The 17,543-nt window shown below is 45.6% G+C and carries 12 protein-coding genes; 2 read left to right on the top strand and 10 right to left on the bottom strand.

The features are described 5' to 3' along the window. Window positions 1-61: 61 nt before the first annotated feature. Window positions 62-1,549, top strand: a complete 1,488-nt coding sequence (locus tag ACH3Y6_RS12600) for a dihydrolipoamide acetyltransferase family protein (RefSeq protein WP_490835970.1) — start codon at window positions 62-64, stop codon at window positions 1,547-1,549. A 76-nt stretch (window positions 1,550-1,625) separates the two neighbouring features. Here the strand turns inward: ACH3Y6_RS12600 and ACH3Y6_RS12595 are convergent, their stop codons facing one another. Further along, window positions 1,626-2,111: a DedA family protein gene (locus ACH3Y6_RS12595; protein ID WP_490835969.1), complete on the bottom strand. Its 486-nt coding sequence runs from the start codon at window positions 2,109-2,111 to the stop codon at window positions 1,626-1,628. Between the two features lie 2 nt (window positions 2,112-2,113). Next, window positions 2,114-3,238, bottom strand: coding sequence for a hypothetical protein (locus ACH3Y6_RS12590; protein WP_490835968.1), 1,125 nt, complete (start codon window positions 3,236-3,238; stop codon window positions 2,114-2,116). Window positions 3,239-3,392: 154 nt separating this feature from the next. On the opposite strand from ACH3Y6_RS12590, the gene ACH3Y6_RS12585 reads away from it, so the two are divergent. Then, complete coding sequence (locus ACH3Y6_RS12585) at window positions 3,393-4,169, top strand: glycosyltransferase family 2 protein (RefSeq protein ID WP_490835967.1); 777 nt, start codon at window positions 3,393-3,395, stop codon at window positions 4,167-4,169. Window positions 4,170-4,283: 114 nt separating this feature from the next. Here ACH3Y6_RS12585 and ACH3Y6_RS12580 read toward each other — a convergent pair whose 3' ends face one another. From ACH3Y6_RS12580 to ACH3Y6_RS12545, 8 genes are all read right to left on the bottom strand, one after another. Beyond that, on the bottom strand, window positions 4,284-6,719 hold the full coding sequence (locus ACH3Y6_RS12580) for a beta-propeller fold lactonase family protein (protein WP_490835966.1): 2,436 nt from the start codon (window positions 6,717-6,719) through the stop codon (window positions 4,284-4,286). Window positions 6,720-6,753: 34 nt separating this feature from the next. After that, on the bottom strand, window positions 6,754-7,881 hold the full coding sequence (locus ACH3Y6_RS12575; RefSeq protein WP_490835965.1) for a TIGR03364 family FAD-dependent oxidoreductase: 1,128 nt from the start codon (window positions 7,879-7,881) through the stop codon (window positions 6,754-6,756). 6 nt (window positions 7,882-7,887) lie between these two features. Beyond that, complete coding sequence (locus ACH3Y6_RS12570) at window positions 7,888-9,171, bottom strand: DUF5690 family protein (protein WP_490835964.1); 1,284 nt, start codon at window positions 9,169-9,171, stop codon at window positions 7,888-7,890. A 3-nt stretch (window positions 9,172-9,174) separates the two neighbouring features. Further along, entirely contained in the window at window positions 9,175-9,861 is a 687-nt protein-coding gene (locus ACH3Y6_RS12565; protein ID WP_490835963.1) for an HAD family hydrolase, read from the bottom strand. Beyond that, window positions 9,858-10,457: a phosphonate degradation HD-domain oxygenase gene (locus tag ACH3Y6_RS12560; RefSeq protein WP_490835962.1), complete on the bottom strand. Its 600-nt coding sequence runs from the start codon at window positions 10,455-10,457 to the stop codon at window positions 9,858-9,860. The genes ACH3Y6_RS12565 and ACH3Y6_RS12560 overlap by 4 nt, the downstream gene beginning before the upstream one ends. A 9-nt stretch (window positions 10,458-10,466) precedes the next feature. Continuing rightward, the gene (locus ACH3Y6_RS12555; protein ID WP_490835961.1) at window positions 10,467-12,506 is read right to left on the bottom strand and encodes a TonB-dependent receptor plug domain-containing protein; all 2,040 of its coding nucleotides are present in this window, start codon (window positions 12,504-12,506) and stop codon (window positions 10,467-10,469) included. Between the two features lie 135 nt (window positions 12,507-12,641). Beyond that, complete coding sequence (locus ACH3Y6_RS12550) at window positions 12,642-14,201, bottom strand: SusD/RagB family nutrient-binding outer membrane lipoprotein (protein WP_490835960.1); 1,560 nt, start codon at window positions 14,199-14,201, stop codon at window positions 12,642-12,644. Window positions 14,202-14,221: 20 nt separating this feature from the next. Then, window positions 14,222-17,440, bottom strand: coding sequence for a SusC/RagA family TonB-linked outer membrane protein (locus tag ACH3Y6_RS12545; RefSeq protein WP_490835959.1), 3,219 nt, complete (start codon window positions 17,438-17,440; stop codon window positions 14,222-14,224). Window positions 17,441-17,543: the final 103 nt, after the last annotated feature.

Below are 17,543 nucleotides of genomic sequence, written 5' to 3'. Positions count from 1 at the left end.
ATTGAAAGAAAAACGGATCGAGAGCGTATAGAACCTATCCGAATTAAAACAGCACGATAGTATGGCAATTGCTGAATTGGTTATGCCCAAACTGGGCGAGAGCATTATGGAAGCCACGATCCTGAAATGGCACAAACAGGTTGGCGACACTGTAAAACAGGACGAGACCGTATTGGATATAGCTACCGATAAAGTGGACAGTGAAGTTCCCTCTACCGCCGAAGGTGTGATTACCGAGATATTGTTCAACATTAATGATGTAGTGCCAATCGGAACCGTGATCGCCCGCATACGTACCGGCCAGGAAGCCAGTGAGAATGGTGCATCGCAGGGATCAGCTGCAACACCCATCACTGTAGCCGAAACGGCTCCGGCTGCGGAAGAACCTGGGACCGAAGCTGCCATTGTCCCGGCTGCCACTGAAATTGCAGAGGCCTTTTATGCTGCACCGGAAGTACCGGAAGTGCCTTTTATCCCGGCTGCGGTAACAGAACCAGCCAAAGCTGCTGTTAATCGTTTTTATTCTCCGCTGGTACTTAACATTGCCAATAGTGAAGGCATTGCTCTTAGCGAACTGGAAAGAATTCCAGGCAGTGGTAATGAAGGAAGGGTGACCAAGAAAGACATCCTTCAATATGTTGCTGATAAAAAAGCCGGAAAACTGCCGGTCTATACACCTGCCACAGATACGGTTGTTTCCGTTCCTGCTGTTGGTCAGATCAATATTACACCTGCAGTAGCTTTCGTTACTGAGCCTGTTGTAACGGGCAGTTTCACACCGGTTAGTTCCGGCAGATTATCCGATCCTTCCATGGTGACACTATCCGGTGTTACAGAAATCGTGGAAATGGACAGAATGCGGAAACTGATCGCCAAACATATGGTGAACAGCAAACAGACCAGTCCGCACGTAACCAGTTTTGCCGAAGCCGATGTGACCCATATGGTATTATGGCGCCAGAAAGTAAAGGATGAATTTGAGCGTCGCGAAGGAACCAAGCTCACATTCACACCGATGTTCATCGAGTGTATTGCCAATGTGATCAAACGTTTTCCGCTGATCAACTGCTCACTGGAAGGTGATAATATCATCCTTAAAAAGGACATCAATATCGGCATGGCTACGGCATTACCGACCGGTAACCTGATCGTACCTGTGATCAAAGGGGCCGACCAACTGAATATTGTTGGATTAAGCAAAGCCGTTAACAATATGGCCGATGCAGCCCGTAACAACAAACTGAAACCCGAAGACACACAGGGAGGTACTTTCACCCTCACCAATGTAGGCACTTTCGGAAGCCTGATGGGCACTCCTATCATCAACCAGCCGCAGGTAGCCATTATGGCCGTTGGTGCGATCAAAAAACGCCCGATGGTGATCGAATCACCGGAAGGTGATACGATTGGCGTCCGTCACATGATGTATCTCTCCATGAGTTATGATCACCGTATCGTGGATGGAAGCATCGGTGCCAAATTCTTATCAGAAGTGGCACTGGAATTTGAAAAATGGGACCTGAACAAACAATGGTTCCAGTACCTGTAACGCTGAATTTCTTGCAGGAAAATTGATTTTACAAAGCCATTCCCCAATGGCTTTTTTTATTGCCGGTACTGACCGGTTAAAAATACAGTAACCAACCGGCAGTAACCCATCCCCCACTCCAGATGATAGCGGTAACAACAATGATTCGGCCATATAAAACAGGTTCTATCTGTAATAAACCAGCCACTACCGGAATATAACTGCGTACAAAAGGAGTAAGCTTGGCAATAAAAATGGGGCGTCCCCCGCCTGATGCTATTTTTTGTTTCAGGGAAAAGACTTTTTTCTCCGGCAATTTCACCCACCTGGGTTTTATCTGTATCAACCAGTTGCGCCCATAATAAAACAGCAAATAAAGAATCACAGAACCCAGCATATCGGCCATTACCACCAGCGCAATTACCAGGGGATACGAAAGCCCGGCCTGGCGGCTCAGGTAACCAAAATACAAGAGTACCAATTCGTTCGGAAGCCCCGGCATACCCAGCTCCTGCAATAACACCATGGCAAAGACGGCCAGGTAGCCATACACGACAAAATAATTGACGAGTATTTCCTCCATGATTATTTATTTGCAGTAACCGTTTTAGAATACTGTTGTCCTGTTGTTACCTCGTTCGCGATTAATTTCAGCGGCCCGGCTACTGTATGATCGGGTACTTCGAATTTTTCATGCAACAATAGCGAAACAGTAGAAGCGATCTGCTTCTGATACAAACGCTCTTTTGTTTTTATTTCACCTTCAGAAGCAATTCCCGCACCGATCATGGCCATCCAGGCTTCGCCTGAGCCTTTCACCCAGAAACCATGCTGGCTCCACTTGTTTCTTTTGCTGCCTCTGCCATGGTCAGTTGTGATCAGAAACACCGTGTTGTCTTTATAAAAAGGATCGGTTTGAACAAAATACCACAGTTCAGCCAGCATTCTGTCTACCTGGTGGGCTTTTTGCAGGTATTGATCGTACCGGCCTTTATGCGCATATTCATCCGTTTCGCCCAAACCCAGGAAAACCACTTTTGGATGTTGTTGTTCAATGTAATTTTTGGCACTGGCATAGGTAAGCAGGTCCTGGCGGGTATTGCCCTTATGCACCACATTTTTCTGCACTTCGTTAATCAGAATATTCAATATATCATCTCCCTCTTCCAGCATTTCGTAGCCACTGTTCACGGGCAACCCACTTCTGTTTTCTGCCAGAATATAAGGCATCAGGTTCCAGGAACTGAATGCGACTACTTTGCCGGCATATATTTCCGTAGTATTCAGGTACTCCAGAATATTGGTATTTCGGTTGCTAACGGTAAGATTGGGAATGAAACGTGTATCGGCATACCCCGTGAGTATTTCATTGTATCCGGGATATGATATTTTGTACAGGTTGGCCACATTTACTTCGCTGCCATAACTGCGGTTACCTGATAACCTGCCTTTCTGTGCTATCACATTCCAGAAAAAGGGAAGCAGTTTACGCTTTCTTTCTTCAGGATCATCGCTCCAGAACTGCTGACAGAGCAGGGTTGTGTCTTTTACACAGGCCGTATCCCTGATCAGCAATGAATCGGCTCCCCTGAATACTTCCTGCCAGCGGAAACCATCAGTAGTAATGATAAAGACATTACGGGGAGGAGCAGACTGGGCAACGGAGCGTACACCCAAAAGACAAAATAAGACTACGATAACGGGTTTCATGCCAAAGGGTTTTACAAAGAAACCCTGTCACTATATCCGCAACATGAACAACGGGTTAAGCAAAAGTTATCGAAACATTAAGCTACTATGAATTTAACGGCAGGATATAGCCAGGTAACATACGATTAGTTATTTCATACCAGAATGATCATGTATGAAAAAAGCCAGCCTCCCCAAAGTATCCGTGCTGATACCTGCTTACAATGAAGAAAAGTACATTTATCGCACACTGACAGCGATACTTGCACAGGATTACCCAGACTATGAAGTTATTGTAGCAAACAATGCTTCAACCGACCGGACTGCATTGCTGATACAACAGTTTATCGACAGGCAACCCGCAACAGGTATCCCTCCCATCCGAATGGAATACGAGGAACAAAAGGGAACTAATTTTGCCAGGGAAGCTGCCCGGAAACTGGCTACAGGCGATATCATTGCGCAGATGGATGCAGATTGTATTCCTGCTTCGAGCTGGTTGCGTAAAGGAGTAAAGGGATTATTACACAACCCCTATCGTGTTGCCGTAACAGGCCCTTATGATTATTTTGACGCCAACAGGCAAATGCGTTTTTTCTCGCTGCTCTCGCAACAGCTAACCTATCCATTGGTCAGTAATCTGGCACAACTTGCCGGCAGGGCCGCCATTCTGATCGGAGGTAACGCATTTGTGCGCGCTTCGGTTCTGGAAAAAACCGGCGGATACAATACTGCTTTGACTTTTTATGGCGACGATATTGATCTGGGTAAACGACTCGCCCAATTCGGAACAATTGCCTATCTACCCTCACTGGTGCAGCAATCCTCATCACGCCGTTACCAGGCCAACGGTTTCTGGGAAGTGAATAAAAAATACCAGGATTGTTTCTGGAACCTGGTCTTGCGGAAAAACGATATCCTGACAACAACTGAAACCAGTCACCCACGGTAACAGGTTGTATACGTATAAGGATATCCTGTGTCAGACCCAAAAGAGCAGGGCGCATCTGTATATGCGCCCTGCCTTTTCTAATGACTATTTGAATCTGTACAAACAGTTTTCAGTTTACTTTCCATCCCTGTCTTTTGTATTCAGTTTTACAAAAGCGGCTCTTTTAGGTGCAGGTACAACCGCATCCAATCCTTTTACCGCTTTCCAGATCACTTCTGTGAATGCACGGTCCGGAATACGGTCTTCTTTTGAAAAATCAAAAGCTTCGCTTTTCCGCTGCCATTCATTCATACCTGTATTTTTTTCATTCAGGTCCACTCCTGCTGGTCTTGCTGTAAATGGTGTCAGATTCACTTCATTGGTGAAACAGCGCCACATGGGTGTGGCTGCCGCATCGTACTGGCTCATAGGTGGAATACCCAGTATCAGTTCAATCGTGCGAAGCATCGAAGATGTGGAATACATGGTATGATCCACAAATCCCCTTTTTACCATTCCGCCTGCCACATAGGCCGTACTCCTGTGTGCATCTACATGATCAGGGCCATCCTGTGCATCATCCTCCAGGATGAATACCACACTTTCTTTCCAGATAGGGCTTTTGCTCAGGTATTCCACGAACATTCCTACCGACAGGTCGTTATCTGCCACATGGGCAAAAGGAGTGGGTTTTCCCAACCGCAGTCCCTCGGTATGATCGTTGATCAGACGTAGTGTGCTTAACCTTGGCAGGGCATTGTTGGCAAGTAATGAATCAAAATCCCGTTTCCATTGACCTACCCGGGTGGTATCCCGTACGCTCTCATCCCAACTGGTGTAATACGGACAAAAATGATCCTGTAACACCGGGATATTGGGTTTGTAATCATCGGCGAACTCACCATAGGTCCGATAACTTACGCCGGCCCGTTTACAGTGATCCCAGATGAAACCGTTCTTGTTGTTGGCGATGGCGCGGTTACCTTCTGCATCATAATTACCCCCGCGACCACCATAACTGGTTACCCAGGTTTTTTCCAGGTAATCCGTAGCATAAGCGCCCATGCTCCAGTTATGGCCATCGGCGCTGACTTCTCCGTCAACATAGAAATTATCCAGTAATACAAACTCTTTGGCCAATGCATGCTGGTTAGGAGTTATTTTTCTCCCGAACAAACAAAGCGAACTATCCCCGTTGCCTTCGGGCATATCGCCCAAGACCTGGTCATAGGTTCGGTTTTCCTTGATGATGTAAAAAACATATTTAATAGGAGAAGAATCTCCCACTTTCCGTGGGATGGGGTTGCCGATCGCATCATGCGACACCTGTTCCCTGGTTTTACTGTAAGGTGAATTCCGGTAAACCGCCTGCGAATACACGCTCAACTGGCTGGCCGAAGGAACTGGCAATATGCTCAGGGTTCCTTTAAACAGGCCACCGATGTATTGCACTTCCTTGGGTTTGGAAGTATCTCCTTTCTGAAATCCAAGCTGAATCTTCTTACTGATGGGATTAGGACCAAACGGATTGGCTTTCGAGGTAAAACCCTTTCCATTTGTCACATATATTTTCGAGCCGATGGTCTTTACTGCGGTCGGGTACCAGCCAACAGGAATATATCCTTTCGATACACTACTTCCTTTCTGACTCACATCATATACCGCCAGGCAGTTATTATCGGCATTGGCGATGTAGAGCGTTTTTTCATCACTGCTCAGGGCCACGCCATTGGTAGTGGAACCCGCAGGTGCATCGGGATACAGGGCCGTATTGAGTGTTTCCACAACTTTACGTTGTTTGGTATCGATCACCGATACGGAGTTATCGTTGGCATTGGCCACATACAACCAGCGTCCGTTCGCGGTAATGCAAAAATCGTTCGGATTACTGCCCACTGCAACTTCCGACAGGATCGCATGCTCCGTTATGCCATATACCAATATCCTGGAGCAGCCCCAGCAAGAAATGTACAACTCTTTTTTATCAGGCGAGAGGCGGCAGGTATAAGCTTCACCAGGCAATGCCAGTTCTTTTTTGATCTTCTTGGTAACCAGGTCAATCACGTACAAACGGTTATTGTCTTTGGTAACCACATACATGATCTGTTTGCTGTGATCAATGGTCAGCCCGGTAGGCGAAATCTTTTCAGGCCAGGGTTTACCTAACAGCATGCTGTCTGCCAGCAAAAGTTTCCGGTTACTGACTGCATATTTCCAGATACGGTTATCATTGCCACCAGATACGTACAGGAACCGGTTATCCGAACTGAATTCCAGTCCCACCCAGGCTTTGGGCAATTCCAGATGGTCCAATACTTTTTCAGTAACCACATCAATCAATTGCAAACTGTGTTTACTTTGGCCGTTATTGGTAACTGCCAATAATTTCTGAGAAGGAGAAACGGCTATATTCAACGGCAGATCACCCAACGGCAATGATTTGCCTACCGGCGTCAGGCTCCAGCCATTGGGAAGACCGATACGCTTTGCTTCAAGGGAAGCAAGACTTTGTGCATGCATACGGAGAACTGCCACACAACAAAGCATCAGAACGAAACTTATTTTTTTCATATACGAATTATAAAATAATAAAATAACCAAATAATCAGAGACTGGCAGCAAACTCTTCCGCCAATCCAAAAGAAAGTGTCATACCTGCTCCACCCAAACCATTCAGGATATATACTCCCGGCTCGGGATTCAGCAATACTTCTGTTTGTCCATTTGTCATTTTAGGATAGATACCATTCCATGACTGCACCAGTTTCCAGTCGTTGGTAATCATAAAACGTTCCAGGTAGTCCATAATCAACCGGTTCACTTCTGCCCGGTCAAATGGATCCAGCGTGTGTCCATACTCGTGTGAATCACCAACGGTCAGTTCTCCTCCTCTGTTTTGTGAAACCATGACATGGATACCCCATTTCAGGTATTCGGTCATGTCTGTTTCATATCTTTTTTTCAGCGCAGGCAAAGATGGCGCTGACTGAAAACTATGATAATGTATCAGAGACAAACCTCCACATACCGAAGTACCGATACGCTGGTTCGCATGATCAGATAGATAACGCAACATTTGCAGTTTACACTTTGTGATCTCTGTCTTTGCAAACAGTTCAGGATAGAGGGTCTCAAAATCAGCACCGCTGCAAATGCATATAAGGTCTGCCTGCTGTACCTGCTGCCCAAGGTATACCTTACCGGCTTCAACCCGGTTCACCTGCTTTTGCCAGAGAAAAGTTACCCCTAAATATTCTTCCAGGTAAGTGGGTATGGACGAGATAGCTTCGCGGGGGTCTACAATCAGTTCGGTATCGCTGTACAAACCGCCCAGCAATGTCTGTGTCTGTATGCCGGAAAAATTTTGACTGATCTGGTCTGGCGATAACAATTGCGTATTTCTTCCATTACCGGAGAAATGGTGATGTAATTCCTGCAATACCTGCCATTCATCTGATTCGGTGGCTACATGCAGACTACCGGCTTCTTCGTACCAAAGACCTATACTGTCTGCGATCTCCTTCCATATCTGCCGGCTGCGCATAGCACGGTTGTATAATTTCCCATCGGGTTGCCCAATAGGCCATACCATCCCGAAATTTCGGATAGACGCCCCTACTGCTTTTTCTGTTCTTTCGATCACGGTTACACCATACCCCTGTGCGGCAAGCGCCCTGGCTGTGGCCAATCCCACAATACCAGCTCCGATCACGATCGCTGATGGCTGTTTCATAGTTGTTTAATTAAATAAGAGAGCATATTTTTTATTAAAATAACCCAAGGCAAAAACAGTAGCGGCAATACCAGCAACAGAGAGTAGGATAACGCCATTACTATAAACAGTTGTCCAGGACAAACTGGGATTAAAAATGGTTTTAGAAATGATGACTGCTACACTGGCCAGGTAACCAAAAGAATCGGCCAGGTACATCAGAAAACCCACATTACCTGTTTGACGGAAAGTCGCAATCATCCTGTCGAACAGGATACAGTTAAAAGGGATATACCCCATATATAACCCCATCCCTACCCATGTCATCCAAGCAAAAGGGGATAATACACCCGATACAAATAACAGGGAACTGACCCCTGCCACCAGGAATCCGGCCACAATGATCCAGTGTGTCACAACAAAAGCCTTTCTGTTATTCCTGATCAGCATCATACTGCTGATCAGGGCCAGTACGGCAATAGTGATGGGTATTTCAGTTGCTGTAAAAACAGAAGGCTGACTTCCATAACCCAATTCTTTCCACATATCAGCGGCATAGTTATCGCGGATATCCCGGAAAAGGGTCAGGAACACGTAGATCAGTATGAGTAATATAATACCTGTATTAAACTTACTGAAGAACTGTTTTCTTTCAACCCGGTTCATGGGTTCGCGGGAAACCCTTACCTGAATATCCGACGTTGAGGGTGGTGGGATACGCTCCAGCAGAAAAACGAACAGCAAGAGCGGAATGAGGAATACCAGTCCGGTAGCAAAAGGCAGCCACTGGTCCGTTATAGAGAAGTCGATCAGCAGACTCTTGGCCACCGATTTTACGAAACCGGAAGAAAAAATAAAACTTACTGCCAATGCCGCTCCTATGAAATCGGTGGCTTTTCTTCCTTCCACATAAGAAAAGATGACACCCCAGATCATTCCCAGCGGGAAACCGTTGACAAATAGCAATCCAACATTCCAGGGAGCAGGTACCCAGGCAAACAACAACAAAGCCAGCCAGGAAACAGCCACCAGTAACAGTATGACCTTTCCCCTGCCCATTTTTTTCAGCTCTGAAATGAAACGGATTCCGTAAAATTTACTCATCATATAACCCAACACCTGGCTGATCACCAGTGCATCTTTGTAATGAATGCCTAAAACCATGGGCTCCTGTTCAAAGCCACCAACAGTAAATGGTTTGCGGAATGCATATACAGTAGCATACGTAAGAAACGTTACCAATGCTGCATACAATGCCACCAGGGTATCTTTTTTCCCAGCAGCAAATATTTTTCCAGTAAACCGAACCATGTTTTACAGGATTAGTGCAGGTAATTCCTGCAATGAATCAATGATCGCATCGGGGTGGTAGGCAGAAAGCTGTTCACGTGTGTAGGCACCCGTGGTAACAGATACCACCCAACCACAGCCGGCATTTCTTCCCTCATTCACATCTACTTCCGTATCACCCACTTTTACCACTTCTGCAGCATCCGTAATATGGAGCTGTTGCATAACAGACCGGATCATATACGGATGTGGTCTGCCTTCCGGAACCTCATCACTGCAGATCACCGCATTGATAGAAGCAGTCTTATCCCATCCCAGTTTTTGCAGGATGGCATCTGTAATTACACGGGTAAAACCAGTATTCAAAGCCACTTTGATGCCTTTCTCCTGCAACATCGCAAACAGTTCTTCTGCGAAAGGAAGGGGTGCAAGGTTTGTATCATTCCGGTAAAATTCCACCATCATGCTGTTAAACCTGTCATGAATAGCATTGACCAGCTCTTCCTGCCGAGAACCAGTTAGCGCTGGTGCATGTTTTACCACCATCCGCTTAATTGCGTCTATCTTCCTGTACCCCATCAGGGTATTAACTTCTTCAATTGCCACCTGTATATTTTCTTCTGCCAGCGCATCGCGGAACGCCTGGTTTACATTGCCGTTATCAGACACGGTGGTTCCTGCAATATCAAATACAACTAATGCTGTTTTCATCTGTTTTCAGTTATTTTTCTTTGTTCGGCTAAATGTTGCTGCATCAATACGCGGTAATGTGTAAGAGATGGCAGCGGGATATGCTCCTGTTTGGCCTGTTCGTCCCATCTACGCAGCCGGATGTACCATTCTGCCAGCGGGTCGGATTCAAAAATCCCCGCTTCTTCTTCCGTCATCATACCCCCCTGGAACGCAAGGGTTTCTTTACTTGCGGGTGATAATTGTTCATAATAATCAGGATAACGTCGGGTCAGGTATCTTTTGGCCGCCACATGAGAAGCTACCAGTTTGGCGATCCTTTCAGAAAAGCCTTTTTTGCGCAGGTAATCCGCTCCCAGTTTTTCATGATCCACCACACCATAACCATCCATGAGTTCCACTTCGGTGATATGCTCGCACAAATGACCGATATCATGAAAGAATGCGGCCAGGATCACTTCCGTGTCACACCCTTCCTTTTCTGCCAATTGCGCGCACTGGCACATATGCTCTATCTGGGAAACGGGTTCACCGATATAATCCTCCCCACCAAACTTTTCATAGAGTGAAATCACTTCATCAACCACCGTATCGATTTTTTGATCAGGTATTGTCATAGTTCAGATTTATAACATAAATTGTAAAGAGAGCCAGATATTTCTACCCGCACCGTTAATGCCACTTCCGTGGGTACGGTAATCAACATTCCCGATATTTTGCAAGCCGGCCTGTATCCGCAACTGTTTTACAGAATAACCTGCCTGCATATTCACCAGGTTCCATCCCGGGGTTCCTCCAGCAGGGATCCTGTTATCGTCTTTATCACCCTGCGCAAGTCTTGTTTGTGCACCTGCAGCCAGGTTTTCAACCGCTATATACCATTGCAGGTGTTGGTAACGCAAAACAACCCTTCCATTTGCTGGCGGGATACGACGCATAGGTTCATTGGCCGACAGATTCTGACCGAACAGATAAGTACCCCCTATTTCGCAGGTAAGTTCAGACAGTAACTGATACCTGAATTCCAATTCAGCTCCTTTCAGGTAAGATTGCTGGCTGTTCTGTTTGGTGTACAAATTGTACCCGTTCACTTGTTGACCCGGAACCTGCACACGTGTGATCAGATCGGTAAGATGCATATAGAAAACAGCTGCTGATGCAGACATTCGCCTGTTCTTAAACCTGTATCCGATTTCCGTATGATAACTTTTCTCAGGTTGTAACCCGTAAGCAGGAACTTCATAACGAAAGTCAACCAATCCCAAACTACCCAGGTCATCAATATTGGGTGCACGATAACCGGTACTGAATGCGGTATATAAACGGGAAGTTGTATTGAGCTGATAACCCAACGCTATATTCACCACCAGCGAAGAGGGCTGTATGGTTACTTTACCCAGACTGCCCGGTGTTTTACTGGTATCGGTTATATGAATAGCCAGTGTATTATAACGCACACCACCTTCTGCGGAAAAACGTCCTGCCTGAACATGATGCAGGCTGTATAGTGAAAAACTCTGGTTACTGGCACCATCAGGATACAGGCCACGCAAGGTTTGTACAGCAGTACCTGAAAGAGCCTCCTGAAATTTAACACTATTCACTGCATCACGATAATATTCAATTCCACTATTACTATACCATCGTTTACTCCATACAGACGCGATATCAAAGCTGGCACCGAGTGTGCGCACTTTGTCTTCCTCAGAAAAACGGTTATTGCTTCCGTTTCGCAGGTAGTTCCTGCGTTCGTAACTTTGTTGTGCCGAAAGGATCAGTTGTATCCGATCCATCCAGCGATGGTTTGTTTTGGTTTCGAGTTTCAGATAAGTCAGGGAACGCTGTTGCGGTGCAAAAAAGTAGTACGCATAGTTCTCCAGTTTAACACGATGATACAGGGGTACTTCTTCCTGGTGCACGTACTGGTGAGAAAATGACAAAAAAGTATTGTCACCCAGGCGAAACTTCATTTTCGCATCAAAAGCCCGCTCTGTGTATCCGGAAGGCGTTTGTCGACCGGTGGTGTCACCTCCCATAAGGTCACCAAATTTGCGCTGGGTATAACCGGCAGAAAAAGCAAACCCGTTCGACTGGTAAGAAAGTTCTCCCCTGCCCGTATATTCCATGTCAGCAGAAACCATTTTGGCAAAGGTTTTAGCATGAAAGGATCTTTTTCCGAAAGACAGGTCTCGACTGAACAACTGTATCACCCCACCCAATGCATCAGATCCATATTGCACGGAGCCGGCGCCCTTAACCACTTCTATTTTATCTATCGTATACAGGTCGATGGTATTGAGGTATTGATTGGGGCCATAACGGAAAGTGGCATTGTTGAACCGGATACCATCGAGCATGATCAATGCCTGGTTCCCGGTAAGTCCTCTTACAAATGCCGAGCCGCCGCCATGATTGGTCTTTTGCACAAACACACCTGTGGCACCCATCAACTGTTCCGGCGTGGTTCTGGCACCTGATTGATGGATCGTTTGCGAGTCAATAACAATATACGAATAAGGTAACAGGTATCCGTCTGTCAATTTACGCGTTGCCGTAACCACAACCGGCTCCAGGGAACCGGAAGTATCTTTTCCCTGAGCAGGATGATGCTGTCCTGCAGCGAACAGGGGCAACAGAGAAAGAGACAACAGTTTCATATAATGCATAAAGAGTGGTTTCATCGGGCCAATATACAAACACCATTCATCAAGACCTCAGTTTTACGGCTATATTCATGAATAAGGTAAGCGAAGCCCCGGAGGGCTCCGCTTTTGAAAACTGCACCTATGCTAATTCAATTATTACTTGATGACCCACATATCTGCATTGATATCATCAACACCTCCCGTAAACTGCCTTTGCAGCGCTTCCTGCAGGTTGGTTTTATTGGTAGCGTTTTCTGATGTGGGATACAGGAAACGTTTGGCGATACGCTGACTGTTTCCTGTACCTGGACCTATAAGGAAAGTAGGCACACCCGTCCTTCTCCAGTTATAATAAGCTTCCCAACCACTGTTCTGGAAAAAAGACAGGTATTTCTGTAGCAGAATCTGGTTGAGACCTGCAGCCGTATTACCCGCATATTTCACCGTTGCCTGGTTGTAATAGGTATTTTCATCGTAATTGATCACGTACGTGTTGTAATCGTTCAATGTACCGCCTGGTTTTTGAAAATACACGGTATTGTTTCCGTTTACGATACCGTAAAAGGCAATGGAAGCCGTAAGTCCTTTCTTATACCAGCTTTCTGCGTCACCGGTTATCCAACCACGGTTAATGGCTTCTGCAATATTGAAGCACATTTCAGGGTACCCGATCTGTATATTAGGTTCTGCCGTGTAAGTGCTGTAATAACGTTTACGGTTGATAAAAGAATACTCTCCATTGTTTGCTTTTGAACTCATATCTGCCAGGTCCTCACCGCTGCTGGCACCCAGAAATGCGCCGAATGAATTAGGTGCTGCCCCACCGGCCACTCTTTTGGCTGCAGGTTCAGCAGTAACGAATGTACGGGGGTCCTGCAACGCTACCAGGTTATTCAGGTATGTAGCGCTGGTATTGTAACGGGTAGCATCGAAACCAAAATTATCCGGACTGGTAGGATACTTGTTAAACGTACTGTTATACACATACTGCAGGTTATCAGCCATAGAAGTAAATAAAGGATACTTTGTGGCATCAGCCAGGGTTGCCGCAAACTTTTGCTTGATGGCCAGGTCCGTATCGGCCTCTTTTTTACTTAGAGCGATCAGCACACGTAATTTAAAAACATTGATCGCTTTTTGCCATTTTTTCAGATCGTTGTTATAGTAATAATCACCAGCCAGGGTTCTGTCGCCAGCAGTTATCAGTGCGGCCATATCTGTGTTGGCCTCTTCCAGCCATTTCAATACCTGTGTGAACACTTCCTTTTGTGTATTGTATTTGGGCGTGCTCATTTCCAGGCCTTTTACCGCCTCATTCATCGGCAGATCACCAACACGCATGGTAAGATCATAATAAAAGAATGCGCGGAAAAATTTACCCAATGCTGAATACGGATTCTGTGCAGCAGCAATCTTGGCTGCTTCCTGCTCCATTTTTCCGATATTTTTCAGCGTATTATAGGGATTAAAAGAAACATTGGTCCAGTTATATTCCTGATTACCATAATAATTGTAATTACAGTTACTGAACTGGTTCCAGCGATGTGCCTGTGTCCAGGCGCCCTGGGTAAAATCATTCTCAACACCACTCAGTACAAGTGATGGCGGCACACTCTCTGGCCGGTTGGTATCGATCTTCAGTTCATCAAATTTCTTGGTACAGCCGGTAGTAAAAGCAGCAGCCGCCATTAATGAACAGATTAATATCTTTTTCATACTGTTTTTATTTGAATGGATCAGAAGGTTAAGTTTAAGTTGAAACCATAACGACGGGTAGTAGGCGTTTGCAGGCTGGAGGATGTTTGTCCGCCGGCATACTGATCAATATCCACATCTTTGTAACGATTACCGTCTTTCATGATATAAAGCAGGTTACGTCCTACCACTGAAACCGTAGCTGATTTGAAGAATCCCTTTTTGCCAAAAACATCCGAAGGAATATTGTATGTCAGAACCACTTCACGCAGCTTCAGGTAGGTTTTGCTGATCATGTTTCCCTCTGAAGTATTGTAATAACGGCTGATATAATCCTGTAAAAAGGTTTTGGTAGTATTAGGTGAGTACTTGAGATCACCGTAATTGGTTACTGCGCCTGTGGTAGGATCATATTTGATAGCTACCCCATTAGACACTACCACACCTTCACCCACATAGGATTTCACACCCATATAATCCTGGTAACGGGCTTCACCCATAGCGCCTTCTGTAGTTTCGATATGGCGTCCGCCACGGAATGATTGTTTCCGTACATAATCTTCCATAACACCGCCAATACGGCCATCAAACTGGAAAGAGAAGGTTACATTTTTATAAGAGAAACGGTTATTCAGTCCCCATACCAGGTCCGGATCCGCATAACCCAGGAATTGGTTCACTGAATTCACAATAGGGCGTCCACCCGCATCATTGATCAGTTGTCCATCGGGCGTTCTTACAAAACCTCTTCCGTATATTTTATCCAGCCTGTCGCCTTTTGCATAAAAAGTATTCAATACATCTACCCCTGCTGGCAATTCGGCCAGTGTTCTGCGGTATTTACTCAGGTTCAGCAACACATCCCAGGAGAAATCCTTGCTCTTGATAGCCTGTCCACTGATGGAAATTTCAATACCGGTTGTTTTGTTCTTCACCGCATTCGTGATGAAGGAATTGTATCCGGTGGTCTGTGACAGAGGTTTGTTATAGATCTGCGGACCGTCTATATTGGTATAATAGGCGATATCCAGGCCTAGACGGTTTTTCAGAAACTTGATATCCAGACCCAGTTCCAGCGTGGTACGGCTGTCAGGACTGATAGATGGATCGATCAGGTTATTGGGATAGGTAGCATATGGCTGGTTATTATACCCGAGAGCCGTGTTGTACGGAGTAGCCAGGGCATAGGTAGGTCCATCATACGAAGAAGTGTATTCTGCACCATAACCCAGCGGATAACTCGCATTAGGCGTTGCACCGATATAAGAGGTTACACTGGATCCACCACTTTTCACATTCGCATACGATGCGCGGGCTTTCAGGAAAGAAATGGCTTTGGGCATCACCAGATAATCAGAAAGAATGGTATTACCTGAAACAGAAGGATAGAAATAAGATTCGTTCAGGGTTGACAGTTTATCGACCCTGCCGGTTGTGTTCAGGTTAAAATATTTGCTCAAAGCCACATCAAATGAGTAATATGCACTCATCACACGCATATCGCTTGCAAAATTGTACGCCCTTACAGGGTTACGGCTGTTGGCAAAAGAATAGACACCCGGTACGTTCAGGTAATCGGTAGTAACAAAACTGGACTTATAAGAAAAGTTACGCACGTTACCACCCACAAAACCGTTTACACTGATCTGTCCAAATCGGTTATTGTACTTGGCCATCAGCTCAGTATTGTTCTCAAACAGGTTACGTTTATCTTCACGGTAATCACCACGTCCTTCCTCTCTTCCATAAGGGTGAGCAGAGAAAGGCATTTTTTCTGTACGCAGAACATCATAAGTAGTCACAGCGGTTCTGGCTACCAGTTCCGTGTTATTTCCGATCTTTTGTGTTAAAGAAACGTATCCGTACACATCGGTTTTATAATGTCCGCGCAGCCACTCGTATGCCATAAAATAAGGATTATGGTAACGCTGGTACTCTGCATAAATGCTCTGTACACCTTCTTTACCCGGCTGCCAGTAATTACGCATATCATCCACATTCCAGTCGGCACCGCCCCAGAGGGTCATATTATAGATGATACTGTTGGGACCATAGTTCACATCCGGGAAATTGGGTGTATACTGACGGTTATAATTCAACTGTGCATCCAGTTTCAGCTTATCGTTGAAACGATAACCGGTATTGATGTTGAAGTTGGTGATATTCAGCTGCGTGTTGGGCACGATACCTTTCTGGTAAGAATGCGACAGAGAAAAGCGAATATCATATTTGTCATTGCTGGAGGAAACTGACAGGTTGTTAGTAGTAAGCAAACCCGTTTGGATATAACGCTTCAGGTTATCTTTACCCCTGGCAACCCAGGGAGTACCTTTGCGTACACCGGTAACAGGATCTATGGGACTATCATATTGCGGGATCAGCTGTCCTTCAAATTTGGGGCCCCAGATATCGTAGTCGCCATCATTCAAACCACCGCCTTTACCATCTACAAATGCATATTTACCATGGTCGCCGGGACCATACAGATCCTGTGTTCTGGGCAGGGCAATAAATCCTTTATCAAACATGGTACTGCTGTTGAACTCGATCGCATAACCGCGTTTGTCTTTGGAACCTTTTTTGGTAGTAATGATAATGGCACCACGCTGACCACGATATCCATATAAAGCAGATGCCACAGGTCCTTTCAGTACGGTAATGTTTTCGATATCATCCGGAGAAACGTTCCAGGTATCAGAGTTAATAGGAATACCATCGATCACATAGAGGTCTATATTGGAGCCACGCAGCAATACCTGCGGACGTCCCAGCAATTCTGCAGAAGCGCCTACAGACAGACCGGCAACCTTACCCACCAGTGAGTTAATGGGGTTGGGTTCTCTGGCTTTGATCAGATCTGCACCCTTGATTTCCTGGGTAGCATAACTTACCAGCTTCTTTTCTTTTTTAATACCCAATGCAGTGATCACCACTTCATCGAGTTGCTTCACAGAAGCTTCGAGGCTGATAGACAACACTTCTCCTGTTACAGTTACCTGTTTGGTCTGGAAACCTACAGAACTGATCTGTAACTGGGCATTTTTTGATGCATTGATGGTAAATTGTCCTTCAGCATCAGTACTGGTACTGGCTTTTACATTTTTTACTTGGACGCTGGCCCCTTCGATCGGTTTATTGGTAACCGCATCGGTCACCTTCCCTTTCACCTGGAAGGTCTGGGCATGCAGCATGCCGGAAAGAAACAGGATAACCAAAACTGGCAATACCCGTTTCAGGTAATGGATGTGTTTCAACTTCATAAACAAGGTTTTAGTTGTTTGATGAAGGCAAAACTATCCGGACAGTGTTAAGGGAAGATGTTGTTAATGTTAAGTAAAAGTAAAGTCAGGTTAAACTTTTGAA

The sequence above is a fragment of the Sediminibacterium sp. FW305-C-269 genome, from assembly GCF_058231045.1.
This window is presented reverse-complemented; position numbering and strand designations above follow the sequence as displayed.